This window comes from Actinosynnema sp. NPDC037264 (assembly GCF_055603705.1).
Window position 1 is genome coordinate 353,848 of sequence record NZ_JBVJVK010000002.1, and the last position, 26,663, is coordinate 380,510.

The window sequence follows — 26,663 nt, forward strand, 5'->3', positions numbered from 1 at the left end:
GGTCAGGCCCGGCCGACGACGGCGCCCGCGCGGTCGATCACGATCACGTCCACGGTGACCGGGGCGCCGCGCAGCACGTCGTCCGCCGTCGCCTTGGCGCGTTCGGCCACCAGGTCGCCCAGCGGCACCCCCGCCGCCTGGCACACCTGCAACGCGCCGAGCGCCGTGTTCGCTTCGAGGACGGCCGAGGCGAGCGCCGGGTCGGCCACGAGCGACGCCAGGAAGCCCAGGTTCACCTGCGACCGCCCCGAGTGCAGGTCCAGGTGCCCGTCCGCCAGCTTGGACAGCTTCCCGATCCCGCCCGCCACGGTCAGCCGGCGCACGGGGTGGCGGCGCAGGTACTTCAGCACCGCGCCGGCGAAGTCGCCCATGTCCAGCAACGCGTCCTCCGGCAGCCCGTGCAGCGCCGCCGCGACCTTCTCCGACGTGCTCCCGGTGCACCCGGCCACGTGCTCGTAGCCCTGCGCCCGCGCCACGTCGATGCCCCGCCGGATGCTGTCGATCCACGCCGAGCACGAGTACGGCACCACGATCCCCGTCGTGCCCAGGATCGACAGCCCGCCCAGGATCCCCAGCCGCGGGTTCCAGGTCTTGCGCGCCAACTCCTCGCCGTGCTCGACCGAGATCGACACGACCACGTCGCCGCTGCCGCCGTGCTCGGCCGCGACCCGCGCGACGTGCTCGCGCATCAGCTGCCGCGGCACGGGGTTGATCGCCGGCTCGCCGACCGCCAGCGGCAGGCCGGGCTTGGTCACCGTGCCGACACCGGGCCCCGCCTCGAACACCACGCCGCTGCCCGGCGCGCCGTGCCGGACGGTGGACCCGACCAGCGCGAGGTGCGTGACGTCCGGGTCGTCGCCCGCGTCCTTCACGATCGCGGCGAACGCCCGGCCCTCGCCCAACTCCTCGCGGGCCAGCGCGAACGACGGCGTCTGACCCTTCGGCAGCACGATCCCGACCGGGTCGGGGAACTCGCCGGTGAGCAACGCCGTGTACGCCGCCGTGGTCGCGGCGGTGGCGCAGGCGCCGGTGGTCCAGCCGAAGCGCAGGTTCGTGCTCACGACGACAGGATGCAACAGCCGTGAGGACCGTGCTGGTGCTGGGTGGCACGGGCGAGGCCCGCGCGCTGGCCGCCGCGCTCACCGGCGTCCGCGTGATCTCGTCGCTGGCCGGCCGGGTGGCCGACCCGAAGCTGCCCGCCGGCGAGGTCCGGATCGGCGGCTTCGGCGGCGTGGACGGGCTCGTGGCCTACCTGCGGGCCGAACGCGTGGACGCCGTCGTCGACGCCACGCACCCGTTCGCCGACCGCATCACCGCCAACGCCCTCGCCGCCACCACCGCGACCGGCACGCCGTTCCTCGTGCTGCGCCGCCCCGGCTGGCCGCCGGAGGACGACTGGCATTACGTGGACAGCGTCGCCGAAGCCGCCGCGCTCGTCGCCGGCCGCCGCGCGTTCATCACCACCGGCCGCCAGGAGCTGGCCGCGTTCACCAGCGGTGTCGCGCGCACCGTCGACCCGCCCGACCCGCCGAACCCGCACGTGCACCTCGTGCTGGACCGCGGACCGTACACAGTGGACGGTGAACTGGCGCTCCTGCGCGAGCACCGGATCGAAGTCCTGGTCACCAAGGACAGCGGCGGTCCGATGACGGCGGCCAAGCTGACCGCGGCCCGTCACCTCGGCATCCCCGTCGTCGTCGTGCGCCGACCACCGCCGCCACCGGCGCCGCTGGTGGAGACGGTGGCCGAGGCCGTCGACTGGCTCACCCGGGGTAGCGGCGCGGCGTGAACACCGTGCCGCGCGCGCTGACCCGCGTCTGCGAGGACCCGACCAGCAACAGGCACCGCATGTCCACGGTGGACGCGTCCAGGTCCGCCAACCGCACCACCCGCACGGACTCCTCCGGCCCGCCGACGTCGCGCCCGACGACCACCGGCGTGTCGGGGGAGCGGTGCCGCAGCAGCGCGTCCCGCGCCTTGTCCACCTGCCACGTGCGGCTGCGCGAGGCCGGGTTGTAGATCGCCAGCACGAGGTCGGCCCTCGCCGCCGCCTCCAGCCGCTCCTCGATCACGTCCCACGGCTTGAGCCGGTCGGACAACGACACCACGCAGTAGTCGTGCCCCAGCGGCGCGCCGACCCGGCTCGCCACCGCGTGCGCCGCGGTCAACCCCGGCAGCACCGTCACCGGCACGTCCGCGAACTGCTCCTCGGTCGCCACCTCCAGCACCGCGCTGGCCATCGCGAACACGCCCGGGTCGCCCGACGACACCACCGCGACCCGCCGCCCGCGCTTGGCCAGGTCCAGCGCGAACGCCGCCCGCTCGGCCTCCACCTTGTTGTCCGACGCGTGCCGCCGCTGCCGCGGGTTCACCGGCACCCGGTTCAGGTAGGTCACGTAGCCGACCAGGTCGTCGGCCTCCGCCAGCGCCCGCCGCGCCTCCGGCGTCAACCACTCCGGCCCGGCCGGGCCGAGCCCGACCACCACCACCCGGCCCTCGGGCGCCGGCCGCGCCGCGGGCTTGCTCGGCAGCAACGCCAACGAGAAGTACGGCACGCCCTCGGCGTCCACTTCGGACAGCGGCGCGGTCCGCTGCGCGCCGGTCGTCGCCCGCTCCACGTACCAGGCCTCGTCCAACCGCCCCGCGCGCGCCAACGCCTCCCGCACCTGCGGGAACGTCCGCCCCAGCTTCATGATCGCGACCGGGTCGCCGCCGGCCAGGTGCTCCACCAGCGCGTCCGCCGACAACGTCCCCGGCAGCACGGTCAGCACCTCGTCCCGCTCCACCAGCGGCCGGCCGATCACCGCCGCGCCCGCGCTCACCGACGTCACGCCGGGCACGACCTCGGCCTCGTACCGGTGCGCCAGCCGCTTGTGCAGGTGCATGTAGGAGCCGTAGAAGAACGGGTCGCCGGCCGCCAGCACCACCACCGTGCGCCCGGCGTCCAGGTGCGCGGCCAACCGCGCCGCGCACTCCTCGTAGAACGCGTCGATCTCGCCCTGGTAGTCGTCGGAGTCCTCGGTCGTGACGGGGTAGACCAGCTGCTCCTCGACCTGCCCCTCCCGCAGGTACGGCGCGGCGATCCGGCGCGCGACGCTGCGCCCGTGCCGCGCGCTGTGGAAGACGACCACGTCCGCCTCGCCGATCAGCCGCGCCGCCTTGACGGTCACCAGCTCCGGGTCGCCCGGACCCACCCCGACCCCGTACAGCTTGCCCGTCATTCTTCCTCGCTCGCGATCGCGTTGAGCGCCGCCGCGGTCATGGCGCTGCCGCCACGCCGACCGCGCACGACCAGGTGCTCCAACCCCAGGTCGTTGTCCGCCAACGCGTCCTTCGACTCGGCCGCGCCGATGAACCCCACCGGCACCCCCAGCACGGCGGCGGGCCGGGGCGCGCCCGCCGCGATCATGTCCAGCAGGTGGAACAACGCGGTCGGCGCGTTGCCGATGGCGACCACCGCGCCGTCCAGCCGGTCGCGCCACAGCTCCAACGCCGCCGCGCTGCGCGTGGTGCCCAGCTCCGCCGCCAGGTCCGGCACGCGCGGGTCGCCCAACGTGCAGACGACCTCGTTGTCCGCGGGCAGCCGCCGCCGCGTCACGCCCGCCGCGACCATCTGCGCGTCGCAGAGGATCGGCGCACCGGCCACCAGCGCGGCCCGCGCGTCGCGCACCACGTGGGGCGAGAAGTCGACGTCCGCGACCAGGTCGACCATCCCGCAGGCGTGGATCATGCGCACCACCACCCGGGACACGTCCGACGGGAACCGCGCCAGGTCTGCCTCGGCGCGGATGGTGGCGAAGGAGCGGCGGTAGATCTCCGCGCCGTCCTTGACGTAGCTGGTCAATTGATCTCCTCGTACCCGTCGCCGGTCGCGACGAACTCCACCACGTCGCCGGCCGGCCTGCCGCACCGGCGTGCGCAGCCCGACCAGTGCACCCGGCCCGGCGTGGACCGGGTGTCGAGCCAGCGGGTCGCGTCGGCGCGCACGTCGGCCAGCGACTTGGCGCAGCCCGGCCGCCCGGTGCACGCGCTGACGCCGTGCCACGGGGAGTCCGGCGAGGTGAACAGGCCGCCGGTGTCGCTCCCGGCCGGCAGCACCACGCTGCGCCACGGCGTGAGCCGGACCGGCACGCCGGCCAGCAGCCGTGCGTCCCAGCGCCCGAACGGCACGCCCGCCACGACCGCGGAACCGTGCGGCCCCGGTGCGACGGGCGTCACATCCGGCTCGATCCGGACGTCACCCGGAACGCCCAACGCCGCCGTGATCTTCCGCACACCGCCGTCCACTTCGGACAGCCGCCACGCGTCGCCGCGGAGCTCGCCGAACAGCCGCGCGGCGGTCACCACGGCCGCGACCGGATCGGCCACGCGCAGCCCTGAATCGTGGCCTGCCAGGAACAACGCGTCGCCGACCAGCCCGACGTCACCTCCCAGGCCGCTGACCGCGCCACCCACCGTGACCAGGAAACGCCCTGGCAGGGACGCCAGCTCCGGCACGGCCAGCAACGCCGCGTCGATCTCGTCGACCAGCGCCTGGTTGTCGTCCAACGGCGCGGCGACGATGTTCCGCATCCGCTCGTGGCTCATCGAGGGCAGCAGGCCGACGTCGCGCAACCGCGCGCCCAGCTCGTGCTCCGCCCCCGGCGCCAAGCCCCTGATCTGCAGGTTCGCCCGCGAGGTCAACTCCAGGACGCCGTCGCCCAGCTCGATCGCGGCGGACCGGAGCACGTCGACCTGCCCGGCCTCCAACGTCCCGCCGGGCACCCGCACGCGCGCCAGCCCGCCGTCGGCGGCCCGGTGCACGTCGACCGCGCCGGGGCAGGCGTCCGGGTGAGTTCGATCCGTGGGCATGGACTGGATGCTAACTGCCGTTAGGGTGACCTCCGAACGGCGAAGCAGCAGGAGGAAGCCGGTGTGAATCCGGCGCGGTCCCGCCACTGTGACCGGGGGAGGCCCCGGGAGTCAGGAACTCCGCTCGCCGTACCCACGACCGGGGCGAGGACCCCCGAGGGATGGAGCCCGCACGTGATCCTGCTGTTGTCGACCTCCGACACGGACCTGCTGTCCGCCCGCGCGAGTGGCGCCGACTACCGCCTGGCCAACCCCGCCCGCACCGCCGTCGACGACCTGCCGGCCCTGGTGGAGGGCGTCGACCTGGTGGTCGTGCGCATCCTCGGCGGACGCCGGATGTGGGAGGAGGGGCTCGACCGGCTGCTCGCCTCGGGCCTGCCGGTCGTCGTGCTGGGCGGTGAGCAGAACCCCGACGCGCCGCTGATGGAGCTGTCGACCGTGCCCGGCGGGGTCTGCGCCGAGGCGCACGCCTACCTGGCGCACGGCGGCGCGGCGAACCTCGCCCAGCTGCACCACTTCCTGTCCGACACGGTGCTGCTCACCGGCCACGGCTTCGCGCCGCCCGCACCGACGCCCACCTGGGGCGTGCTCGAACGGCAGGACGCGGGCGAGGGCCCGACCATCGCCGTCCTGTACTACCGCGCCCACCACGTGGCCGGGAACACGGCGTTCGTGCACGCGCTGTGCGACGCGATCGTGGCCAAGGGCGGCCGTCCGCTGCCGGTCTTCTGCGCCTCGCTGCGCACCGCCGAGCCGGAGCTGCTGGCCGTGCTCGGCCAGGCCGACGCCCTGGTGGTGACCGTGCTCGCGGCCGGCGGCACCAAGCCCGCCTCCGCGTCGGCCGGCGGTGACGACGAGGCGTGGGACGTGGGCGCGCTGGCCGCCCTCGACGTGCCGGTGCTGCAGGCCCTGTGCCTGACCACGAGCCGGGCCGCGTGGGACGGCAACGACGACGGGCTGTCCCCTTTGGACACCGCCACCCAGGTCGCGATCCCGGAGTTCGACGGCCGGATCATCACGGTGCCGTTCTCGTTCAAGGAGGTCGACGAGGACGGCCTCACGGTCTACGTCGCCGACGACGAGCGCGCGGCGCGGGTCGCGGGCATCGCCGTGCGCCACGGCCGGCTGCGCCACGTGCAGCCGGCCGAACGGCGCATCGCGGTGATGCTGTCGGCCTACCCGACCAAGCACTCCCGCATCGGCAACGCGGTCGGCCTGGACACGCCGGCCAGCGTCGTGCGGCTGCTCACCGCCATGGCGGAGCACGGCTACGACATCGGCGACGAGCTGCCGGGCGTGGCCGACCTCGACGGCGACGCGCTGATCCACGCCCTCATCGCGGCCGGCGGCCAGGACGCCGACTGGCTCACCGAGGAGCAGCTCCAGGGCAACCCCGTGCGGCTGCCGGCGGCCCGCTACCGGCAGTGGTACGCCACCCTGCCCGAGGACACCCGCGAGGAGATGGAGCGGCACTGGGGCGAGGCGCCCGGCGAGCTGTTCGTGGACCGGTCGCGGGACCCCGACGGCGAGATCGTGCTGGCCGCCCTGCGCTCCGGCAACGTCGTGGTCATGGTCCAGCCGCCGCGCGGCTTCGGCGAGAACCCCATCGCCATCTACCACGACCCGGACCTGCCGCCGAGCCACCACTACCTGGCCGCCTACCGCTGGCTGGAGGACGAGTTCGGCGCCGACGCCGTGGTGCACGTGGGCAAGCACGGCAACCTGGAGTGGCTGCCCGGCAAGACCGTCGGCCTGTCGGCGGGCTGCGGGCCCGACGCGGCGCTGGGCGACCTGCCGCTGATCTACCCGTTCCTGGTCAACGACCCGGGCGAGGGCACCCAGGCGAAGCGCCGGGCGCACGCCACCCTGGTCGACCACCTCGTGCCGCCGATGGCCAGGGCCGACAGCTACGGCGACATCGCCCGGCTGGAGCAGCTGCTGGACGAGCACGGCACCATCGCCGCCATGGACCCGGCCAAGCTGCCGGCGATCCGGGCCCAGATATGGACCCTCATCCAGGCCGCCAAGCTCGACCACGACCTCGGCCTGGCCGACCGGCCGGAGGACGACGGGTTCGACGAGCTGATCCTGCACGTCGACGGCTGGCTGTGCGAGATCAAGGACGTCCAGATCCGCGACGGCCTGCACGTGCTGGGCCAGGCGCCCACCGGCGGGACCAGGGTGAACCTGGTGCTGTCGATCCTGCAGGCCAAGCAGATGTGGGCGGGCCGGGTCGCCGCCCTGCCCGGCCTGCGCGAGGCGCTGGGCCTGAGCGAGTCCGGCGACGACCGGACCGCCACCGACCGGGTCGAGGAACAGGCCCGCGCGCTCGTCCAGGCGATGGAAGACGCCAATTGGGACGTGAACGCGGCCCGGACGCTCACCGACGACGAGGACGTGGCGCGGATCCTGGAGTTCGCCGCGCTGGAGGTCGTGCCCCGGCTGGCCCGCACCACCGACGAGCTGGCGAACGTGCTGCACGCCCTGGACGGCGGGTACGTGCCGGCCGGTCCGAGCGGCTCGCCGCTGCGCGGCCTGGTGAACGTGCTGCCGACCGGCCGCAACTTCTACTCGGTCGACCCCAAGGCGGTGCCGTCCCGGCTGGCCTGGGAGACCGGCCAGGCCATGGCCGACTCGCTGCTGGAGCGCTACCGCGCCGACACGGGGGAGTGGCCGCCGTCGGTCGGCCTGTCGGTCTGGGGCACGAGCGCGATGCGCACCGCGGGTGACGACATCGCCGAGGTGCTGGCCCTGCTGGGCGTGCGGCCCGAATGGGACGAGCAGTCCCGCCGGGTGACCGGACTGGAAGTGATCCCGCTCGCCGAGCTGAACCGGCCGCGAATCGACGTCACGGTCCGGATCAGCGGTTTCTTCCGCGACGCGTTCCCCCACGTCGTGGCACTGATCGACGACGCGGTGCGACTGGTCGCGAACTTGGACGAGTCGGCCTCGGACAACTACGTCCGGGCGCACGCCCAAGCCGATCTCGCGCAGCACAACGACCCGCGCCGGGCGACAATGCGGATCTTCGGCAGCAAACCCGGTGCGTACGGCGCCGGCCTCCTCCCGCTGATCGACAGCCGCAACTGGCGCGACGACGCCGACTTGGCCGAGGTGTACGCGGTGTGGGGCGGCTACGCCTACGGCCGCGAACTCGACGGCGTCGAAGCCCGGCCGGCGATGGAGAGCGCCTACAAGCGCATCGCGGTGGCGGCGAAGAACATCGACACGCGTGAACACGACATCGCCGATTCCGACGACTACTTCCAATATCACGGCGGAATGATCGCGACCGTGCGCGCGCTCACCGGAAAAGCGCCCGCCGCTTATGTCGGCGACAGCACGCGGCCCGATGCCGTGCGCACCAGAACGCTGAACGAGGAGACGAACCGGATCTTCCGCGCCCGCGTGGTGAACCCGAGGTGGTTGGCCGCGATGCGCGAGCACGGGTACAAGGGCGCGTTCGAACTCGCGGCCACCGTCGACTACCTGTTCGGCTACGACGCCACCACCGGCGTGGTCGCGGACTGGATGTACGAGCAGCTCGTGGCGAGCTACGTGCTGGACCCGGTGAACCGGGAGTTCCTGGCCCGGTCCAACCCGTGGGCGCTGCACGGCATGTCCGAACGGCTACTGGAGGCGGCCGAGCGGGGTATGTGGGAGCACCCGGAGCCCGCGACGCTGGAAGCGCTGCGAAAGGCGTACCTGGAAACCGAGGGCGACCTGGAGGACGGCGGCTGAGCCTTCGGGCCGCCCGCCCGCGGTCCACGACGCCGTCTATAACGTCGCGGAAACGCGTCGATCATGAGGGGTACCCCTATATCCCCGGGCGCCGCGCGCGTGACGAAACACTTCGGTGAATCACTGGCCCGGAACGGACGTCCCGCCGCGCGCCGCGGGACGTCCGGAGGTGACTCGGCCGGCCGGTGACGCCACCCGGTCGGCCGACTCGCGCTACCCGTCCGGACGACTCGGCGCGCCACTCCCCGCGACTCGCCGTGGGGCGGTGCCGGACACGCGCGCACTTCCGGTGCAGACTGGTGGCGGGTGAGCGGGTTCGCGACTCGGGAATCTTTTCGGGCCGTTCGGCGCGGAGATGAACCGAGCGTGTCCGACCGGTCTACGAACAGTGCCTGAACGGACCACTGGACCAGCGGCTAGCAGAATCGGTCCAGCAAGGCAAATGACGCAACGTCGGTAACAGCGCGGACACGGGAGCTTGACACAACTCCGTGGCGCGAACCACACTCCCCCAAAACCTGGGAGCGCTCCCAGAACGTTCACCGCCGATCAACTGAGGAGTTCTCGTGCGCTACCGTCGAGCAGGCTTGGCCAAAGTCCTGGCCTGCACCGCAGTGCTTGCCGCTGTCGCCACGGCCTGTGGCTCGGGAGGTTCCGGAGGGGCATCCGACGGCAAGGTCGAGCTGACCATCGCGACCTTCAACGAGTTCGGGTACGAGGAGCTCCTCAAGGAGTACGAAGCCGCGAACCCGAACGTCAAGGTCACGCAGCGCAAGACCGGCCAGGCCGCGCCGCACCACCAGAACCTGTTCACCAAGCTGGGCGCGGGTTCCGGCCTCGCCGACGTCGAGGCCGTCGAAGAGGGCTTCCTGAGCCAGGTCATGTCCAAGTCGGGCCAGTTCGAGAACCTCAAGGAGATCGGTCCGAAGGACGTCCGCGACGACCGCTGGCTGCAGTGGAAGGTCGACGCCGTCACGACCAAGGACAACAAGCTCATCGGCTACGGCACCGACATCGGCCCGCTGGCCATGTGCTACCGCAAGGACATGCTGGAGGCCGCCGGCCTGCCGGCCGACCCCGAGGGCGTCAAGGCCCTGTTCGCCACCTGGGACTCGTACTTCGAGGCCGGTGACAAGTACGTCAAGGCGACCGGCAAGCCGTGGTTCGACTCGGCCGCGCAGATCTTCAACCCGATGCACAACCAGGCCGAGACCGGCTACTTCGACCGCGACGACAAGCTCGTGATCGAGACCAACGACGACAAGAAGATCTGGGACCAGGTCACCGGCGCGGTCGCGCGCGGCCAGTCGGCCAAGCTCTCCGCGTGGAGCCCGGAGTGGCAGACCGGCTTCAAGGAGTCGGCGTTCGCCACCAAGACCTGCCCGTCCTGGATGCTGGGTGTCATCGAGGGCAACGCCGGTCCCGACCACAAGGGCAAGTGGGCCGTCACCGCGGCGTTCCCCGGCGGCGGCGGCAACTGGGGCGGCTCGTACCTGACCGTCCCGAAGCAGGGCAAGAACAAGGCCGAGGCCGCCAAGCTGGCCGCGTGGCTGACCGCGCCCGAGCAGCAGATCAAGGCGTTCAAGGCCAAGGGCACCTTCCCGAGCCAGACCGAGGGCCTGATCTCCCCCGAGCTGCTCAACCAGACCAGCGAGTACTTCGGTGGCGAGAAGGTCGGCATGCTGTTCGCCGAGCAGGCCAACAAGGTCGCGGCGGCCCAGTACAAGGGCCCGCAGGACGGTGAGATCCAGGACAACGTGGTCTCCCCGGCGCTGACCTCGGTCGAGCAGGGCACGTCGCCCGACGAGGCGTGGGCGAAGGTCGTCGAGGGAGCCAAGAAGGCTGCCAAGTAATGACGACCGAGCTTTCGGTCGCGCGCGGGCGGGGCGCCGAGCCCCGCCCGCCGCGGCGCGACGACAACGATGACATCGGCACGGGCAAGCTGAGCTGGCGCTACCGGTTGAACCGGCTGGACGTGAAGTTCTCGCCCTACCTGTACATCGCCCCGTTCTTCGTCCTGTTCGCGGTCGTGGGCCTGTTCCCGCTGCTCTACACGGCCTACATCTCCCTGTTCGAGTGGGAGCTCGGCGCGGACGAGCAGCCGTTCATCGGCGTCGAGAACTACACCAACCTGTTGGCCGACTCGCAGTTCTGGAACGCGATGGTCAACACGTTCAGCATCTTCGCGATCTCGACGATCCCGCAGGTCATCATCGCGGTGCTGCTGGCCGCGCTGCTCAACACCGCCCTGCGCGGGCGCACCGGCTGGCGCATGGGCGTGCTGCTGCCCTACGTGGCCAGCCTCGTCGCCCTGACCATCATCTTCGGCGACCTGTTCGGCGTGCAGTACGGCAGCGTCAACAACATCATCGAGCTGTTCGGCTTCGACCGGATCGACTGGCAGGCCGACCGCTGGTGGAGCCACGTGGCCATCGCCACTATGGTCAACTGGCGCTGGACCGGCTACAACGCCCTGATCGTGCTGGCCGCCATGCAGGCCATCCCGCGCGACGTCTACGAGGCGGCCTGGGTCGACGGCGCGAGCAAGGTGCGCCAGTTCGTCAGCATCACGCTGCCGATGCTGCGCCCCACCCTGATCTTCGTGATCGTCACGTCGACCATCGGCGGTCTGCAGATCTTCACCGAGCCGTTGCTGTTCTCGCCCTCGGCGGGCGCCAACGGCGGCGCGACCCACCAGTACCAGACGGTCGTGCTCTACATGTACCAAGCCGGCTTCCAGAGCCAGGACCTCGGCTACGCCTCGGCGATGGCCTGGATCCTGTTCATCGTCATCATCGCGATCGCGGGGATCAACTTCCTGCTCACCCGCAAGCTCGCGTCCAGTGGGGAGGCGTGATGGCCACCATCACCGATCGCCCGGCGCCGAGCGCGGCCGGGTCCAAGCCCGTCAAGCGGAGGCGCTCGAAGGCGGTGTCGCTCTCCGAGCGGCGCCCGAGCTTCGTCGTCTACGGGATCCTGATCGCCTTCATCCTGGGCTCGGCGTTCCCGTTCTACTGGTCGTTCCTGGTGGCCAGCCACGACGACGCGACCTTCACCAAGGACTCGCCGATGTTGCCGGGCGGGAACTTCTTCCAGAACGCGAGCCGCGTGCTGGACACGATCCCGTTCTGGAAGGCGCTGGGCAACAGCATCATCGTCTCCGGCACGGTCACGATCTCCGTCGTGGTGCTCTCGACGCTGGCCGGGTTCGCGTTCGCCAAGCTGCGGTTCAAGGGCCGCGGTCCGCTGATGGTGTTCGTGGTCGCCACGCTCGCCGTGCCCACGCAGCTCGGCATCATCCCGCTGTACATGGTGATGGCGGAGTACGGCTGGTCAGGCACCCTCGGCGCGGTCATCGTCCCCAACCTGGTGACCGCGTTCGGCGTGTTCTGGATGCGCCAGTACATCGCCGACGCCGTGCCGGACGAGCTGATCGAGGCGGCCCGCATGGACGGGTGCAGCATGATCCGCACGTTCTGGCACGTGTGCCTGCCCGCGGTGCGCCCGGCGGCCGCCATGCTGGGCATCTTCACGTTCATGATGTCGTGGAACGACTTCCTCTGGCCGCTGATCGTGCTCAACGCGGACAACCCGACGATGCAGGTCGCCCTGGAGAAGTTGCAGAGCGGCTACTACGTCGACAAAACGCTCGTGCTCGCCGGGACCACGATGGCCACGGTCCCGATTCTAATCGTCTTCCTCGTACTCGGTCGGCAGATCGTCGCCGGGATCATGCAGGGTGCTGTGAAGGGGTAGCTGTGGAGTCGATTTCCTTTCCCGAGGGATTCGTGTGGGGCGCCGCGACCGCGGCGTTCCAGATCGAAGGCGCGACCACCGCGGACGGTCGCACCGCGTCCATCTGGGACACGTTCTGCCAGCTTCCGGGCGCGGTCGTGGGCGGTGACACGGGTGATCCCGCGGCCGACCACTACTACCGCGTGGACGAGGACGTCCAGCTGATGGTCGACCTCGGGCTGCACGCCTACCGGTTCTCCACCGCGTGGCCGCGCATCCGCCCGGACGCCGGTCCGGTCAACCAGCCCGGCCTGGACTTCTACTCCCGGCTGGTCGACAAGCTGCTCGAGAACAACATCACCCCGTGGCTGACGCTCTACCACTGGGACCTCCCGCAGACGCTGGAGGACGAGGGCGGCTGGGCCAACCGCGACACCGCGTACCGCTTCGCGGAGTACGCCGAGTCGGTCGTCGGCGCCCTCGGCGACCGCGTGGACAACTGGACCACGCTCAACGAGCCGTGGTGCTCGTCGCTGCTCAGCTACGCCGCCGGCGTGCACGCGCCCGGCCGCCAGGAGCCGGAGGCCGCCGTCGCGGCCGTGCACCACCTGCTGCTGGCCCACGGCCTGGCCACCTCGGCGATCCGCGAGCAGGCGCCGAACGCCAAGATCGGCATCACGCTCAACATGTACCCGATCATCCCGGCGAACCCGGACGACCCGGCCGACCTCGACGCCGCCCGCCGGCTCGACGGCCTGCAGAACCGGATCTTCCTGGACCCGCTGTTCAAGGGCGAGTACCCGGCCGACATCGTGGAGGACCTGGAGCCGTACGGCTTCTCGAAGCACATCCGCGAGAACGACCTGGAGATCATCTCCGCGCCGCTGGACCAGCTGGGCGTCAACTACTACGCCGAGCACTTCGTGAGCGGCACGCCGGAGCCGGAGGTCGAGGTCCAGACCAACGGGCGTCGCCCGACCGGGTCACCCTGGGTGGGCGCCGAGCACGTGTCGTTCCCCAGCCGCGGCCTGCCGCGCACCGACATGGACTGGGAGGTGCAGCCGGACGGCCTGTTCAAGGTCCTCATGCGGGTGCACCAGGACTACCCCAGCATTCCGCTGTACGTCACCGAGAACGGCGCGGCCTACGTCGACTCCGTCAACGACGACGGGTCGATCAACGACCCCGAGCGCCTCGGTTACATCGAGTCGCACCTCAGGGCCGCGCACGCGGCCATCGAGGCGGGTGTCGACCTCCGCGGTTACTTCGCGTGGTCGCTCATGGACAACTTCGAATGGGCCGAGGGCTACGCCAAGCGGTTCGGGATCGTGCATGTCGACTACGAGACCCAGGTGCGGACGCCTAAGATGAGTGCCATGTGGTACTCACAGGTTGCCCGTGGCAACGTTCTCGCGGCGACGGTCGCTCCGTGACAGATGCCGTTGACCCGCCCAAGGCGCGACGACCCAACACCCGGCTCGAGGAGGTCGCTCGGGCAGCCGGGGTGTCGAAGTCGACCGTCTCCCGGGTGATCAACGGCGAGCCGTACGTCAGCTCCAGGGCGCGTGAAGCCGTCCACCAGGCCATCGGCAAGCTCGGGTACAGCCCGAACCAGGCGGCCCGGACGCTCGCGGGCAGCCGGGCGAACTGCATCGCCATGGTCGTGTCCGAGCAGGGCAGCCGGGTGCTGAACGACCCGTTCTTCGCCGGTGTGCTGCGCGGAGTGCACGCCGAGCTCGCGGGCAAGCGTGTCCAGCTCGTCCTCATGATGAGCAAGGAGGGCGACGAGCAGGACCTGGTGAACTACCTGTGCGGTGGCCACGTGGACGGCGTGCTGGTGATCAGCCTGCACGGCCAGGACCCGCTGCCCCGCACGCTCGCCGACGCGGGCCTGCCGACCGTGGTCTGCGGCAGGCCCCTCGGCGCCGGTGGAGTGCCCTATGTGGACTCGGACAACTTCAACGGCGCGATGGAAGCGGCTCGCTACCTGGTCGCGCGGGGTCACAAGCGCATCGGCACCATCGCGGGCCCCCGGGACATGGCGGTCGGCATGGACCGCCTGTCGGGCTGGAAGCGCGGCCTGAGCCAGGCCAGGGTCGACACCGGCCTGGTCGCGTACGGCGACTTCACGCCGGAGAGCGGCGCCGCGGCCATGGCCGACCTGCTCGAGCAGGCCCCGGACCTGGACGCGGTGTTCGTCGGCGCGGACATCATGGCGCTGGGCGCGTTGCAGACCCTGCACGCGCACGGCAAGAAGGTGCCCGAGGACGTCGCCGTGGTCGGGTTCGACGACCTGATGATCGCCTCGACCGCGGTGCCGCCGCTGACCACGATCCGGCAGGACGTGGAGCAGTTGGGTCGCACCATGACGTGGCGTCTCATGGCGGAGCTGGCCGGCGAGGAGAACCTCCCGCCGTTCCTGCTCCTCCCGACCTCGATGGTCACCCGTTCGAGCGCCTGAGTCGCTCTCGGAGGAACACTGCCGCGACCCGGGCCTTCGGTCCGGGTCGCGGTATTTCGAAGCGATTCGACGTCTCGTTCGACGCGTTCGACCCAATCCGGTGGGCCTGAGCGCACAGTTCACTCGGATGGCGTAGCCCCGACCCTTGCCGTGAGTCGATCAGCCTGGCTACGGTCCAATCCTGCCCGATCTGGGAGCGCTCCCAGAACTGGTAACCCGGACGGCCTCCCGCGCGCCCGGACCGCACGACCTCCAGTACCCCGACTTCCAGCCAGGGGGGAGGCGGATCCCTCTCGCCCACCGCCTCCTCCCACCCCGCGCGAAGGAGCGCAGCACCGATGGCCCGTCGCACCCCGTTCACGGCGGCAGCCCCGCCGGGCCCGGTGGGAGTCGCGGGCCGTCGTGCCGGGAACCACCCCGACGCCACCTCGACCGCGAACCCGGTCGGGGCCGGTGCGTTCGGACAGGTCGGGCGGGTCCGGCCGATCACCAGCGCGCCGGTCACGGCCGCGCCGGTCACGAATGGGGGAGTGGAGTCATGAAGCGCCTTCTCGCGTTGACCACCGCGGCCGTCGCCGCGCTCGGTGTGGTGCTGGTGACCGCCGCGGCGAGTCCCGCGTCCTCGCCGCCGCTGTCCGCCTCGGGCATCGTGCAGCCGCACGACTGGCGCAACGTGGAGATCGCGGGCGGCGGGTTCGTGCCGGGCATCGTGTTCAGCCCCGCGGAGAAGGACCTGGTCTACGCGCGCACCGACATCGGCGGCGCCTACCGGTGGAACCAGGCCACCGGCCGCTGGGTCCCGCTGCTGGACTGGGTCGGCTGGGACAAGTGGGGCTACAACGGCGTGGCGAGCATCGCGCCGGACCCGAAGAACGCCGACAAGGTGTACGCGGCCGTGGGCATGTACACCAACAGCTGGGACCCGAACAACGGCGCGATCCTGCGCTCCTCGGACCGCGGCGCCACGTGGCAGCGCACCGAGCTGCCGTTCAAGGTCGGCGGCAACATGCCGGGTCGCGGCATGGGTGAGCGGCTGTCGGTCGACCCGAACGACGGGCGGGTGCTGTACTTCGGCGCGCCGAGCGGCAAGGGGCTGTGGCGCAGCGCGGACAGCGGCGTGACCTGGGCGCAGGTGACGAGCTTCCCCAACCCGGGCAACTACGTCGCCGACCCGAACGACCCCAACGGCTACTCCAACGACATCCAGGGCGTGGTCTGGGTGACCTACGACCCGCGCTCCTCGACCGCGGGCAGCCCGTCCAGGACGATCTACGTCGGCGTGGCCGACAAGGAGAACACGGTCTACCGCAGCACGGACGCGGGCGCGACCTGGACCCGGCTGGCCGGCCAGCCCACCGGCTACCTCGCCCACCAGGGCGAGCTGGACGCCGAGGGCGGCTTCCTCTACCTGGCCACCAGCGACACCGGCGGCCCGTACGACGGCGGCAAGGGCGACGTGTGGAAGTACGACACCGCCACCGGCGCGTGGACGCGGATCAGCCCGGTCCCGTCCACCAGCTCCGACGCCTACTTCGGCTACAGCGGCCTGACCATCGACCGGCAGAACCCGGACACGCTCATGGTCGCCACCCAGATCTCCTGGTGGCCGGACGTCATCATCTTCCGCAGCACCGACGGCGGCGCGACGTGGACGCGGGCGTGGGACTTCACGAGCTACCCCGAGCGCAGCTTCCGCTACACCATGGACATCGGCTCCTCGCCGTGGCTGAGCTGGGGCGCGAACCCGCAGCCGCCGGAGACCTCGCCGAAGCTCGGCTGGATGGTGGAGTCGCTGGAGATCGACCCGTTCGACTCCAACCGGATGATGTACGGCACCGGCGCCACCATCTACGGCACGACGGACCTGCTCAAGTGGGACGACGGCGGAAAGATCACGATCAAGCCGACCGCCGCGGGGCTGGAGGAGACCGCGGTGCTCGACCTGATCAGCCCGCCCACCGGCGCGCCGCTGATCAGCGGCCTCGGCGACATCGGCGGGTTCCGGCACACCGACATCACCAAGGTGCCGCCGCTGATGTTCCAGCAGCCCAACTTCACCACGACCACCAGCCTGGACTACGCGGAGAAGAACCCGTCGGTGATCGTCCGCTCCGGCAACGTGGACGGCTCGCCGCACGTGGCGTTCTCCACCGACGGCGGCGCGAACTGGTTCGCGGGCTCCGAACCGGGCGGCGTCACCGGCGGCGGCACGGTCGCGGCGTCGGCGGACGGCTCGCGGTTCGTGTGGAGCCCGGCCGGCGCGGCCGTGCACCACTCGGTGGGCTTCGGCACCACCTGGGCGCCGTCCACCGGCATCCCGGCGGGGGCCGTCGTCGAGTCGGACCGGGTGAACCCGAACAAGTTCTACGGCCTGGCCGGCGGCCGGCTCTACGCCAGCACCGACGGCGGCGCGACGTTCACCGCGGGGCCCGAGGTGGCGGCGACCAGGCTCAAGGCCGTGCCGGGCCACGAGGGCGACCTCTGGCTGACCGGCGACGGCTTGTTCCGGTCCACCGACTCCGGCGCCACGGTCCGGAAGAACAAGTGGGTCACCAAGGCGGTCAGCGTCGGGTTCGGCAAGGCCGCCGAGGGCAAGACCTACCCGGCCATGTACACCGTGCTGGCCTTCGAGGACGGCCGCCTGGGCGTCTACCGGATGGAGGGCTTCGGCTTCGACGGCCTGGCCGCGGGGTTCGTGCACATCAACACCGGGGTGAACCAGCAGTACGGCAACATGGGCGAGGCGATCACCGGTGACCCGCGCGTCTACGGGCGCGTCTACCTGGGCACCAACGGCCGCGGCATCCTCGTCGCCGACCCGGCCGGGAACATCTCGACCACCGAGCCGTTCCCCACCACGACCACCACGATCCCGAACACCACGTCGAGCACCACCTCCGGGACGACCACGGTCACCGACCAGCCGCCACCCGGCTGCTCGGTGCAGTACCGGGTCTCCTCCCAGTGGGGAGGTGGCTTCACCGGATCGGTGAGGATCACCAACCGGGACACCAGGGCCGTCACGGGCTGGAACCTGGGCTGGTCGTTCGCGAACGGCCAGAAGATCACCAACAGTTGGAACGGCAAGGCGTCGCAGACCGGCGCCGCCGTGACCGTGAGCAACGAGGGCTGGAACGGGACCATCGCGGCGGGAAGCACGGTGGAATTCGGATTCCAGGCGAGCTGGCAGGGCAGCAACGTCGCACCCACCGGCTTCACGCTGAACGGCAGGCCCTGCCTCGCAGGGTGACGCCGTCGACTACCGCAGCCCTCGTTTGGCCTGGCGGCGCAGCTGCATTATCCGGGCTGCGCCGACCAGGGCCACCAGGATCGCGCCGGCGATCGCCGCGAACAGCAGTGCCACGCCCAGCGGCAGCGTGCCCGCCGCGCCCAAGAAGTGGATCGTGGCGTCGGCGAGGTTCTGCAGGATGAACACCAGCAGCACGATCAGCACCACGATCGACGCCAGCACGGCGACCCACGTGCCGCTGATCCTGGTCGGCTTCAGCTTGGCCTGCGGCCCGGCCTTCCGCTCCGGCACGTCGGTCACCGAGGGCTCGACCGCGCCCGGTCCGGGCTGACCCGCCGGCGGCGGACCGCCCGGGATCGGGCTCGTCGGCGGCGCCTGGGTGCGGTCGTCGTCACGCGGAGTGGTCACGCGGTGATTATCTGCCCGCCCGCGCCGGCCCGCCAATCAACCGCACGGGCGGCGGTACTCCAGCGCGCCGACGTAGAGCTGCCACTCCTCCTGGGTGATGGGTGCGGTGACGCCGGCGCACATCTCGCGCACCGCCGTGTCGAAGTCGAACTCCCACGCGCGCGTCGTGCCGTTGGACTTCGAGGTCACCACCCTGGTCGCGGTGTCGTCGAACCGCACCGCGTAGACGCCTTCGGTGACCCCGTTGATCCGGCCGCGCCCCGAGGTCCGCCGCGGGTCCGACACGTCCCACAGCGCGACCACGTCCTGCGTGCCGACCGTGGCGAGCGCGTCACCGGACCTGTCGAAGCCGAGCGCCTGCACCGCGCCCCGGTGCGCCCGGCCGGACCACAGCTCCGCGGGCTTGGCCCGGTCGGTCACGTCGTACAGCCGGACCTCGCCCTTCGCGGTGCCGTACGCCAGCGTGCGGTGGTCGTGCGACACGGCGACCGCGGTGACGTCCCGCGCGGTGTCCAGCCGCGTGACCGGCTTCGGGCTCTTCGGGTCGGACACGTCCCACAGCCGGATCACGCCCATGACGTCGAAGGTGATGACGTCGCGGCCGTCCGGGCTGTAGGCGACGCCGACGACCTGGTTCGGGTGGTCGGTCAGGCGTGCCACCTCGACCGGCTCGGCCGGGTCCGACCAGTCCCACACCGCGACACCGGACGGCTCCGACACGGTGACCAGCGTGCGGGCGCGGGCTGGGTCCAACACGATCCGGTCGACCCGGGGGTCGAAGGTGTGCACGATCTCCGGGGTCAGGTCGGTGACGTCCCAGACCTTCGCGGGCCCGTCCACCAGCGTCGTGGCGAACGCCTGGCCGGCGTGGTTCACGGCGATCGAGGTCACGGTCTCGTTCGCCGGCCCGAGCACCCGGGCGGGCGTCGTCTGCTGCTCGCCGTCCGGGCTGCGGGCCAGGGCCGAGGCGAAGGCGGCGCGCGCGGCTTCGTTGAGCTCGCTGCTCGCCCGCGCGCTGAGCACGCCGTCCCGCGTCTCGTCGTTCGGGTTGAGGCGGTGGGCGACCAGGGCGAGCTGGTCGGCGAGCTCCGAGGCGCTGCTGCGCAGGCTCTGCGACTGGTTGGCCACGTACCAGGCGGCCGAGGAGTTCCAGCCCGCCGCGGCCTCCTTCTGCGCGCTGATCGCGATCACCACGGCGGTGCCGGCGAGCACGAGCAGCACGGCCAGCAGCGCCACGAGCTGGCGCAGCCTGCGGGTGTGCCGCTGCGTGACCAGCCGTTCCCGGTCGCGCGCCTGGAGGCTCTCGGCCAGGAAGTCGCGCTCTTGCGCGCTGGTGCGCACGCCGTCGCGCCGCGTCCACTCGACCGCGGTGTCCAGCCGCGTGCCCCGGTACAGCGCGTCCGGGTCGCGGCCGAGCGACTCCCAGGTGGCCGCGGCCTCGGTGAGCCGGCGCATGGTGCGCAGCCCTTCCCGGTCCTCGGCCAGCCAGCCGCGCAGCCGCGGCCAGGAGCGGATCAGCGCCTCGTGCGCGATCTCCACGCTGTCGCGGTCCAGGGTGAGCAGCCGGGCGTGGGCGAGCCGGTCGAGCACCACGTCCACGTCCACGTCGTGGTCGAGCTCGGCGCGCGGCAGCCGGCGCTTGGTGTCCTCGGTGCCGTCGCCGAGCGCGGTGAGCCGCAGGAACACCTGCCGCGCCACCGCGCGCTGGTGCCGTTCCAGGGACGTGTAGGTGCGTTCGGCGGTCTGGGCGATGGCGTGCTGGACGCCGCCCGCGGCCTCGTAGCCGGCCAGCGTCAACGTGGTGCCGCGCCGTCGCCGCCACGTCTCCAGCAGCGCGTGCGACATCAGCGGCAGCACGCCCGCCTGACCGGTGGCGTCCGCGATGAGCCGGGACACCAGCGCCGTCTCCACCGTGCACGACGCCTTCACGGCGGGCTGCATGATCACCTGGCGCAGTTCCTCGGCGCCCATCGGCCCGAGCAGCAGCTGGGCGTCGGCCAGCGCCTCGACCAGCGCCGGGTGCTGCGCGCAGTGACCGTAGAAGTCGGCCCGCACGCCGACCACGACCTTGCACCGGGCGGCCAGCAGGGCGTCGACGTAAGCGGTGCGCCGGTCGGCGTCCGGCCACAGCGTGAAGACCTCTTCGAACTGGTCCACGATGAGCAGGTCGGCGTCCAGGTCCGGGTCGGCGGTCTCGCTCGGCGCGGTGACCACGACCCGGCCGGCCACCCTCGGCACCAGGCCGGCGCGCAGCAGCGACGACTTGCCCGCGCCCGACGCGCCGAACACCGCGATGAACCGGCGGTGCGCCAGGCGCTGCTCCAGGTCGTCCAGCAGGTGGTCGCGGCCGAAGAACCACTCGGCGTCCTCGGTGCCGTAGGCGGCCAGGCCCGCGTACGGCGGGTGGCCCTCGTCGGGGGCGGGGTCGGAGCTGGGCAGGACCTCGGCGGCGACCTGCCGCCACCGGTCCTCCCACTCGGCCACGTCGCCCTCGCAGGCGCGCACGTAGGCCAGCGTCACCGCGAGCGTGGGCAGCCTGCGCCCGCCCGCCGCGTCGGACAACGTGGTCGCCGAGTAGTGGGCGCGCGCGCCCAACTGCCGGTAGCTGTGCCCGCCCGCCTTGTCCCGCAACGACCTCAGGTCGGCGGCGAACTTCAGCAGCGGGCTGTCACCGACGTCCAACGGGCGTTCTCCGCGCGGCAACCGGTCCACCCCCCTGGCAGTCTCACCACGATTGTCCGCAGTGACAAACGTGCCGTCCAGGCTGTCATGCGAGGTCCCGCGGCGCGCCCGCTTCGGGGGACTGCATTCGGGTGAAGCGGTCCGGGGCAGGTCGCCCGGTGTGCGTGCGGGCTCCGGCCTGAGGCGCGGCGGGGTGGGCTCGCGGGCGGGTGTCCGGTGCTCCGGTGCAGGTCTACGGCCTGGAAGCGGTCCCGGTCGCCACCCGGGGCTAGGCTCGGCGGAGTGCCTCGCCTGATCGCTCTGAACGGTCCGCCAGGGTGCGGCAAGTCGACCATCGCGCGCCGTTACGCCGACGACCACCCGCCCGCGCTGGCGCTGGACGTGGACCGGGTGCGCGACCTGATCGCGGGCGACCTCGGCGAGGCCGGCCGCCTGGCGCGCGACATCGCCGTCGCCGCCGCCCGCGTGCACCTGACGTCCGGCCACGACGTGGTGGTGCCCCAGTTCCTCGGCCGCCCGGAGTTCCTGGACCGCCTCGCCGCCCTGGCGGCCGAGGTGGGCGCGGCCTACTACGAGGTCGTCCTGATCGACACCAAGGACAACGCGATCCGCCGCTTCACCGAGCGCGGCACGATCCAGGCCACCCCGGCCGAGCTCTCGGCCATGTACGACAACCTGCAAGCCGTCATCGCCACGCGCGGCCCCACCCTCATCCGCTCCGTCGAAGGTGACCCGGCTCACACCTATGAGGCGCTCCTGGCCGTTCTGGACGCAGGGCAGGCGCGGGGTCAGGTCAGGGCGGTGGTGACGTAGGGGTCGGGGTCGGCGAGGATCGCGCGGACGGCGGTGGTCGCGGCGCCGCGCATGGCGGCCTCCGCGCCCAGCGACGAGGCGACCACCCGAACGGGTGACCACTCGGCGCTGACGACCCGCCGGTCCAGCTCGGCGTGCAACGGCTCCTGCAGCCACGGCTCCAGGCGGGCGTACGTGCCGCCCAGCACCACCGTCGGCAGGTCGAGCAGGTTCACCGCGCCCGACAGCGCCACGCCCAGCCACCGCGCCGCCGAGCGCACCGCGGTGGTGGCCGTCCGCTCGCCCGCGGCCAGCCTGACCAGCAGCTCGTCCACCCCCGACACGCCCGCCGCGCGCACGATCTCGTCCTGCCCGGCCAGCCGCTCCAGGCACCCGCGCGACCCGCACGCGCACCGCGGCCCGCGCGGGTCGACGGACAGGTGCCCGATCTCGCCGCCGAACCCGGACACGCCCTCGAACAGCGCGCCGCCCACCACCAGGCCCGCGCCGATGCCGATCTCGCCCGAGATGTGCAGGAAGTCGGTCGCCACGTCCCCGTGCCACAGCTCGGCCAGCGCGGCGAGGTTCGCCTCGTTGCCCACCAGCACCGGCACGTCCAGCTCGACCCGGCGGGTCAGCTCGCCCCGGACGTCCACCTCGCGCCAGCCCAGGTTCGGCGCGACCCGCAGCGACCCGCCGGCCACCTCCACCAGGCCCGGCACGGCCACGCCGACCCCGCCGATCGGCACGTCCTGCTTCGCCGCCGTGCGCACCGCCGTCGCCACCTTGGCCAGCACCCGGGCGGGGGAGGAGGCACGATTGTCGCTGGGCCGCACCCAGCGCGCCCGCACCCGCCCGGTGAGGTCGACCAGGCACGTGGCCAGGTAGTCGACCCCGACCTCCACCCCGAGCCCGTGCGGCCCGGTCGGCGAGAGGTGCAACGCCGTGCCGCGCCGCCCGGGACCGGATCTGGCCTGCGCCTCGCCCTCGGCCACGAGCCCGGCGCCGATCATCCGGTCGACCAGGCTCGACACGGTGGCCTTGGTCAAGCCCGTCCGGGCGGCCACGGCCGCGCGCGACGACCCGGGCGCCTCGGCGATGGCGTCGAGCACGAGGGCGGAGTTGTGCCGTCGCACGGTGTGCTGGCTCGCGGGCTGCGGTCTGGACACCACTGGATCCTAGCGGCTGAGTGCGATAAGTTCAGGCATCAAACTTATTGGAGGTGCCCTCGTGGACAAGTTCAGCTTCGGCCTGTGGACGGTCGGCTGGCCGGGACGCGACCCGTTCGGTGACGCGACCCGCCCGCCGCTGGACGCGCCGTTGGCGGTGCGCAAGCTCTCGGAGCTCGGTGCGTGGGGCATCACGTTCCACGACGACGACCTGTTCCCCTTCGGCTCCGACGCGGCCGAGGTGGGCAAGCGGGTCGCCGCGTTCCGCGCGGCGCTGGACGAGACCGGCATGGTCGTGCCCATGGTGACCACCAACCTGTTCACCCACCCGGTGTTCAAGGACGGCGGCTTCACCAGCAACGACCGCACGGTCCGGCGGTTCGCGCTGCGGAAGGTGCTGCGCAACCTGGAACTGGCGGCCGAGCTCGGCGCCGAGACCATCGTGATGTGGGGCGGCCGGGAAGGCTCCGAGGTCGACGCGGGCAAGCCCGTGTCCGCCGCCCTCGACCGCTACCGCGAGGCCGTCGACACGGTCGCGCAGTACTCGGTCGACCAGGGCTACGGCTTCCGCTTCGCGCTGGAGCCCAAGCCGAACGAGCCGCGCGGCGACATCCTGCTGCCGACGATCGGCCACGCGCTGGCGTTCATCTCGACGCTGGAGCACCACGAGCTGGTCGGCGTGAACCCCGAGGTCGGCCACGAGCAGATGGCGGGCCTCAACTTCGTGCACGGCATCGGCCAGGCGCTGTGGCAGGGCAAGCTCTTCCACATCGACCTCAACGGCCAGAAGGGCCCGCGCTACGACCAGGACTTCGTGTTCGGCCAGGGCGACCTGCTGTCCGCGTTCTTCCTGGTCGACCTGCTGGAGAACGGCGGCTACGAAGGGCCCCGGCACTTCGACTACAAGCCGCTGCGCACCGAGGACCTCGACGGCGTGTGGGAGAGCGCGGCGGCCAACATGCGCACCTACACGCTGCTGCGCGAGCGGGCGGCGGCGTTCCGGGCCGACCCCGAGGTGCAGGAGGCGATGAAGGTCAGCGGCGTGTACGAGCTGGCCGAGCCGACCCTGAACCCGGGTGAGTCGATCGAGGACTTCCTGAAGGGCGAGGACTTCGACCCGGACACCGCTGCCGAGCGCGGCTTCGGCTTCGTGCGCCTGGCGCAGCTGGCGACCGAGCACCTGCTGGGCGCGCGCTGATGGCGCTCGTCGCGGGCGTCGACTCGTCCACCCAGTCCTGCAAGGTTGTGGTCCGCGACGCGGACACCGGCGCCCTTGTTCGGCAAGGGCGTGCGACGCACCCGACGGGCACCGAGGTGCATCCCGCCGCCTGGTGGGACGCGCTCCAGACGGCCATCGCGGACGCGGGCGGCCTGGACGACGTGGCCGCCGTGTCGGTGGCCGCGCAGCAGCACGGCATGGTGACGCTCGACGAGGCCGGTGAGGTGGTCCGGCCGGCGCTGCTGTGGAACGACACCCGTTCCGCGCCGGCGGCGGCCGACCTCACCGCCGAGCTGGGCGGTCCGGACCGGTGGGCCGAGGCGATCGGCAGCGTGCCGGTCGCCTCGCTCACGGTGACCAAGCTGCGGTGGCTGGCGGCCAACGAGCCGGAGTCGGTCGCCCGCACCGCGGCGGTCTGCCTCCCGCACGACTGGCTGACGTGGAAGCTGGCCGGCGGCACGTCGCTGGACGCGCTGACCACCGACCGCAGCGACGCCAGCGGCACCGGGTACTGGTCTCCGTCCACAGAGGACTACCGACCGGACCTGCTCGAACTGGCCCTGGGCAAGGTCGTCGCGCTGCCGCGGGTGGTGGGCCCGGCGGAACTGGTCGACGGCCGGTTCGGCGCGGGCGCGGGCGACAACGCGGCGGCGGCCCTCGGCGTGCAGGCGCAGCCCGGTGACGTGGTGGTGTCCATCGGCACGTCCGGCACGGCGTTCGCGCGCTGGCCGAACCCCGTCGCCGACGGCACCGGCATCGTCAACGGCTTCGCCGACGCCGAGGGCGGCCACCTGCCGCTGGTGTGCACCCTGAACGCGTCCCGGGTGCTCACGTCGACCTCGTCGGTGCTCGGCGTCGACCTGGCGGACCTGTCGGACCTGGCCCTGACCGCGCCCGCGGGCGCCGACGGCCTGGTCTTCGTGCCCTACCTGGAGGGGGAGCGGACGCCGAACAAGCCCGACTCCACCGGCGCCCTGCACGGCATGAGGCTCGACACCATGACCCCGGCGCACCTCGCGCGCGCCGCGGTCGAGGGCCTGCTGTGCAGCCTGGCGGACGCGATCGACGCACTGCGGGCGCTCGGCATGCCGGTCACCCGCGTGCTGCTGATCGGCGGCGGGGCGCGCATGCCCGCCGTCCGGCAGCTCGCGCCCGCGATCTTCGGCTGCCCGGTCCTGGTACCGGCGCCGAGCGAGTACGTGGCCGACGGCGCCGCCAGGCAGGCGGCGTGGGCGGCGGGCGGCGCGGACACCCCGCCCCACTGGTCGGAACTGGCCTCGACCTCCGTCGAAGCCGACCCGACCCCGTGGGTCCGGGACCGCTACGCCTCGGCGCGCGACCTGACCGTCAACCGCTGACGCAAGGGGTGAAAGGGGGCGCCTCCGGCCGCGGGGGCGCCCCCTTTCACCACGGCGAGTCACCGAGCACTTCCGCCACGACCCGCCGCGGCCCGTCGTCGCGGTCGTCGCCGTCGGCGAGCGTGATCAGGGCCTTCCACAACGCCCAACCACGCGCACGCGCCCACGTGGCGTCGTCCAGCCCGACCGCCTCGCGGAAGGCCCGCCTGCTCTCGCCCGAGAACATCGTCCAGGCGATCACGAGGTCGCAGGCCGGATCCCCGACCCCCGAGGTGCCGAAGTCGATCACCGCGGTCAACTTCCCGCCGTCGACCAGCAGGTTCCCGTGCGCGATGTCGCCGTGGAACCACACCGGCGGCCGCGACCACCCCGGCGCGTTCAGCGCGTCGTCCCACACCGCAGCTGCCCGTGCGGTGTCGACGCGCCCTTCCAGCACGGCGAGCGCCCGCCGCGTGCCGTCGTCGTAGTGGCCCGGCGGCGCGCCCCGGTAGAAGCTGTGCGCACCCGCCCGCGGCCCCTCCGCCGCGTCGACCCGCTGCAACGCGCGGAGGAACTCGGCGATCGACTCCGCGAACGCCACCAGGTCCTCGACGCGCTCCGGCGACGCCGTCCGCCCGGCCAACCACCGCCGCACCGACCAGGGGAACGGATAGCCCTCACCCGGCGCGCCCAGCGCCAGCGGCACGGGCACCGGCACCGGCAGCGCCGGCGCGAGGACCGGCAACCACCGGTGCTCCTTCTCCACGGCCGGCGCGTAACCCTCGCCGGTGGGCAGCCGCACGGTCATGCCGTCACCCAGCCGGTACGTGCGGTTGTCCCACCCGTCGACCTCGACCGGCGTCACGGGCAGTCCGGCCCACTGCGGGAACTGGCTCGCGATCAGCCGCCGCACCAGCCCGGCGTCGATACCGGCACGACCGTCGCGCGGGGAGATGTCCACCATCCCGCCACCCTCCCGATCACCCCGCGTGCCGGGCAACGCATTTTCCGGTTCGGC

At 72.3% G+C, this 26,663-nt stretch carries 19 protein-coding genes and 1 riboswitch; of the genes, 11 read left to right on the forward strand and 8 right to left on the reverse strand.

Features of this window, described 5'->3' with window-relative positions:
* Nucleotides 1-2 precede the first annotated feature (2 nt).
* Nucleotides 3-1,061 (reverse strand): cobalt-precorrin-5B (C(1))-methyltransferase, encoded by a 1,059-nt coding sequence (locus ACZ7GX_RS04120; RefSeq protein WP_498772629.1) that lies wholly within the window; start codon nt 1,059-1,061, stop codon nt 3-5.
* A 20-nt stretch (nt 1,062-1,081) separates the two neighbouring features.
* On the opposite strand from ACZ7GX_RS04120, the gene ACZ7GX_RS04125 reads away from it, so the two are divergent.
* Nucleotides 1,082-1,789 (forward strand): cobalt-precorrin-6A reductase, encoded by a 708-nt coding sequence (locus ACZ7GX_RS04125; protein WP_498772631.1) that lies wholly within the window; start codon nt 1,082-1,084, stop codon nt 1,787-1,789.
* On the opposite strand, the gene ACZ7GX_RS04130 is transcribed toward ACZ7GX_RS04125, so the two are convergent.
* Genes ACZ7GX_RS04130 through ACZ7GX_RS04140 form a run of 3 tightly spaced genes read right to left on the reverse strand, consistent with a single transcriptional unit; the run spans nt 1,764 to nt 4,851 of the window.
* Nucleotides 1,764-3,221 (reverse strand): precorrin-2 C(20)-methyltransferase, encoded by a 1,458-nt coding sequence (locus tag ACZ7GX_RS04130; protein WP_498772633.1) that lies wholly within the window; start codon nt 3,219-3,221, stop codon nt 1,764-1,766. The genes ACZ7GX_RS04125 and ACZ7GX_RS04130 overlap by 26 nt on opposite strands.
* Nucleotides 3,218-3,844, reverse strand: coding sequence for a precorrin-8X methylmutase (locus tag ACZ7GX_RS04135; protein WP_498772635.1), 627 nt, complete (start codon nt 3,842-3,844; stop codon nt 3,218-3,220). Before ACZ7GX_RS04135 ends, ACZ7GX_RS04130 begins: the two co-directional genes overlap by 4 nt.
* Nucleotides 3,841-4,851 (reverse strand): ferredoxin-like domain-containing protein, encoded by a 1,011-nt coding sequence (locus tag ACZ7GX_RS04140; protein ID WP_498772637.1) that lies wholly within the window; start codon nt 4,849-4,851, stop codon nt 3,841-3,843. The genes ACZ7GX_RS04135 and ACZ7GX_RS04140 overlap by 4 nt, the downstream gene beginning before the upstream one ends.
* A gap of 11 nt (nt 4,852-4,862) precedes the next feature.
* Nucleotides 4,863-4,992: riboswitch (cobalamin riboswitch) on the forward strand.
* 33 nt (nt 4,993-5,025) lie between these two features.
* On the opposite strand from ACZ7GX_RS04140, the gene cobN reads away from it, so the two are divergent.
* The 7 genes from cobN (at nt 5,026) to ACZ7GX_RS04175 (ending at nt 18,038) form a co-directional block, all read left to right on the forward strand.
* The gene (gene cobN / locus ACZ7GX_RS04145; protein WP_498772639.1) at nt 5,026-8,592 is read left to right on the forward strand and encodes a cobaltochelatase subunit CobN; all 3,567 of its coding nucleotides are present in this window, start codon (nt 5,026-5,028) and stop codon (nt 8,590-8,592) included.
* A 566-nt stretch (nt 8,593-9,158) separates the two neighbouring features.
* Nucleotides 9,159-10,445, forward strand: coding sequence for an ABC transporter substrate-binding protein (locus ACZ7GX_RS04150; protein WP_498772641.1), 1,287 nt, complete (start codon nt 9,159-9,161; stop codon nt 10,443-10,445).
* Nucleotides 10,445-11,449 carry a carbohydrate ABC transporter permease gene (locus ACZ7GX_RS04155; RefSeq protein WP_498772643.1) on the forward strand — a complete coding sequence of 335 codons (1,005 nt, stop codon included), beginning with the start codon at nt 10,445-10,447 and terminating at the stop codon, nt 11,447-11,449. The genes ACZ7GX_RS04150 and ACZ7GX_RS04155 overlap by 1 nt, the downstream gene beginning before the upstream one ends.
* Nucleotides 11,449-12,348: a carbohydrate ABC transporter permease gene (locus ACZ7GX_RS04160; protein WP_498772645.1), complete on the forward strand. Its 900-nt coding sequence runs from the start codon at nt 11,449-11,451 to the stop codon at nt 12,346-12,348. The genes ACZ7GX_RS04155 and ACZ7GX_RS04160 overlap by 1 nt, the downstream gene beginning before the upstream one ends.
* Nucleotides 12,349-12,359: 11 nt before the next feature.
* Entirely contained in the window at nt 12,360-13,760 is a 1,401-nt protein-coding gene (locus tag ACZ7GX_RS04165; RefSeq protein ID WP_498772821.1) for a GH1 family beta-glucosidase, read from the forward strand.
* Entirely contained in the window at nt 13,757-14,788 is a 1,032-nt protein-coding gene (locus tag ACZ7GX_RS04170) for a LacI family DNA-binding transcriptional regulator (RefSeq protein WP_498772647.1), read from the forward strand. Before ACZ7GX_RS04165 ends, ACZ7GX_RS04170 begins: the two co-directional genes overlap by 4 nt.
* Nucleotides 14,789-15,326: 538 nt before the next feature.
* A complete protein-coding gene (locus tag ACZ7GX_RS04175; protein ID WP_498772649.1) occupies nt 15,327-18,038 on the forward strand; it encodes a cellulose binding domain-containing protein in 2,712 nt (903 codons plus the stop codon).
* A 9-nt stretch (nt 18,039-18,047) separates the two neighbouring features.
* On the opposite strand, the gene ACZ7GX_RS04180 is transcribed toward ACZ7GX_RS04175, so the two are convergent.
* The gene (locus ACZ7GX_RS04180; RefSeq protein WP_498772823.1) at nt 18,048-18,395 is read right to left on the reverse strand and encodes a LapA family protein; all 348 of its coding nucleotides are present in this window, start codon (nt 18,393-18,395) and stop codon (nt 18,048-18,050) included.
* An 87-nt stretch (nt 18,396-18,482) separates the two neighbouring features.
* Nucleotides 18,483-21,128, reverse strand: coding sequence for an nSTAND1 domain-containing NTPase (locus ACZ7GX_RS04185; RefSeq protein WP_498772651.1), 2,646 nt, complete (start codon nt 21,126-21,128; stop codon nt 18,483-18,485).
* A 282-nt stretch (nt 21,129-21,410) separates the two neighbouring features.
* Between ACZ7GX_RS04185 and ACZ7GX_RS04190 the strand changes: the two genes are divergently transcribed.
* Complete coding sequence (locus ACZ7GX_RS04190) at nt 21,411-21,941, forward strand: AAA family ATPase (RefSeq protein ID WP_498772653.1); 531 nt, start codon at nt 21,411-21,413, stop codon at nt 21,939-21,941.
* Here the strand turns inward: ACZ7GX_RS04190 and ACZ7GX_RS04195 are convergent.
* A complete protein-coding gene (locus ACZ7GX_RS04195) occupies nt 21,917-23,089 on the reverse strand; it encodes an ROK family protein (protein ID WP_498772655.1) in 1,173 nt (390 codons plus the stop codon). The two genes, ACZ7GX_RS04190 and ACZ7GX_RS04195, sit on opposite strands and share 25 nt — an antisense overlap.
* Nucleotides 23,090-23,150: 61 nt before the next feature.
* Between ACZ7GX_RS04195 and xylA the strand changes: the two genes are divergently transcribed.
* Together xylA and xylB are read left to right on the forward strand one after the other, a co-directional pair.
* Nucleotides 23,151-24,287, forward strand: a complete 1,137-nt coding sequence (gene xylA, locus ACZ7GX_RS04200; RefSeq protein ID WP_498772657.1) for a xylose isomerase — start codon at nt 23,151-23,153, stop codon at nt 24,285-24,287.
* Nucleotides 24,287-25,666, forward strand: a complete 1,380-nt coding sequence (gene xylB / locus ACZ7GX_RS04205) for a xylulokinase (protein ID WP_498772659.1) — start codon at nt 24,287-24,289, stop codon at nt 25,664-25,666. Before xylA ends, xylB begins: the two co-directional genes overlap by 1 nt.
* A gap of 46 nt (nt 25,667-25,712) precedes the next feature.
* Here xylB and ACZ7GX_RS04210 read toward each other — a convergent pair whose 3' ends face one another.
* Nucleotides 25,713-26,609: an aminoglycoside phosphotransferase family protein gene (locus ACZ7GX_RS04210; protein WP_498772661.1), complete on the reverse strand. Its 897-nt coding sequence runs from the start codon at nt 26,607-26,609 to the stop codon at nt 25,713-25,715.
* Nucleotides 26,610-26,663 lie beyond the last annotated feature (54 nt).

Coding starts and splice junctions, on each gene's coding strand:
- ACZ7GX_RS04140 (WP_498772637.1), bottom strand. CDS start 4,851: ATGCCCACGGATCGAACTCACCCGGACGCCTGCCCCGGCGCGGTCGAC.
- xylB (WP_498772659.1), top strand. CDS start 24,287: ATGGCGCTCGTCGCGGGCGTCGACTCGTCCACCCAGTCCTGCAAGGTT.
- ACZ7GX_RS04160 (WP_498772645.1), top strand. CDS start 11,449: ATGGCCACCATCACCGATCGCCCGGCGCCGAGCGCGGCCGGGTCCAAG.
- ACZ7GX_RS04155 (WP_498772643.1), top strand. CDS start 10,445: ATGACGACCGAGCTTTCGGTCGCGCGCGGGCGGGGCGCCGAGCCCCGC.
- ACZ7GX_RS04210 (WP_498772661.1), bottom strand. CDS start 26,609: ATGGTGGACATCTCCCCGCGCGACGGTCGTGCCGGTATCGACGCCGGG.
- ACZ7GX_RS04175 (WP_498772649.1), top strand. CDS start 15,327: ATGAAGCGCCTTCTCGCGTTGACCACCGCGGCCGTCGCCGCGCTCGGT.
- ACZ7GX_RS04130 (WP_498772633.1), bottom strand. CDS start 3,221: ATGACGGGCAAGCTGTACGGGGTCGGGGTGGGTCCGGGCGACCCGGAG.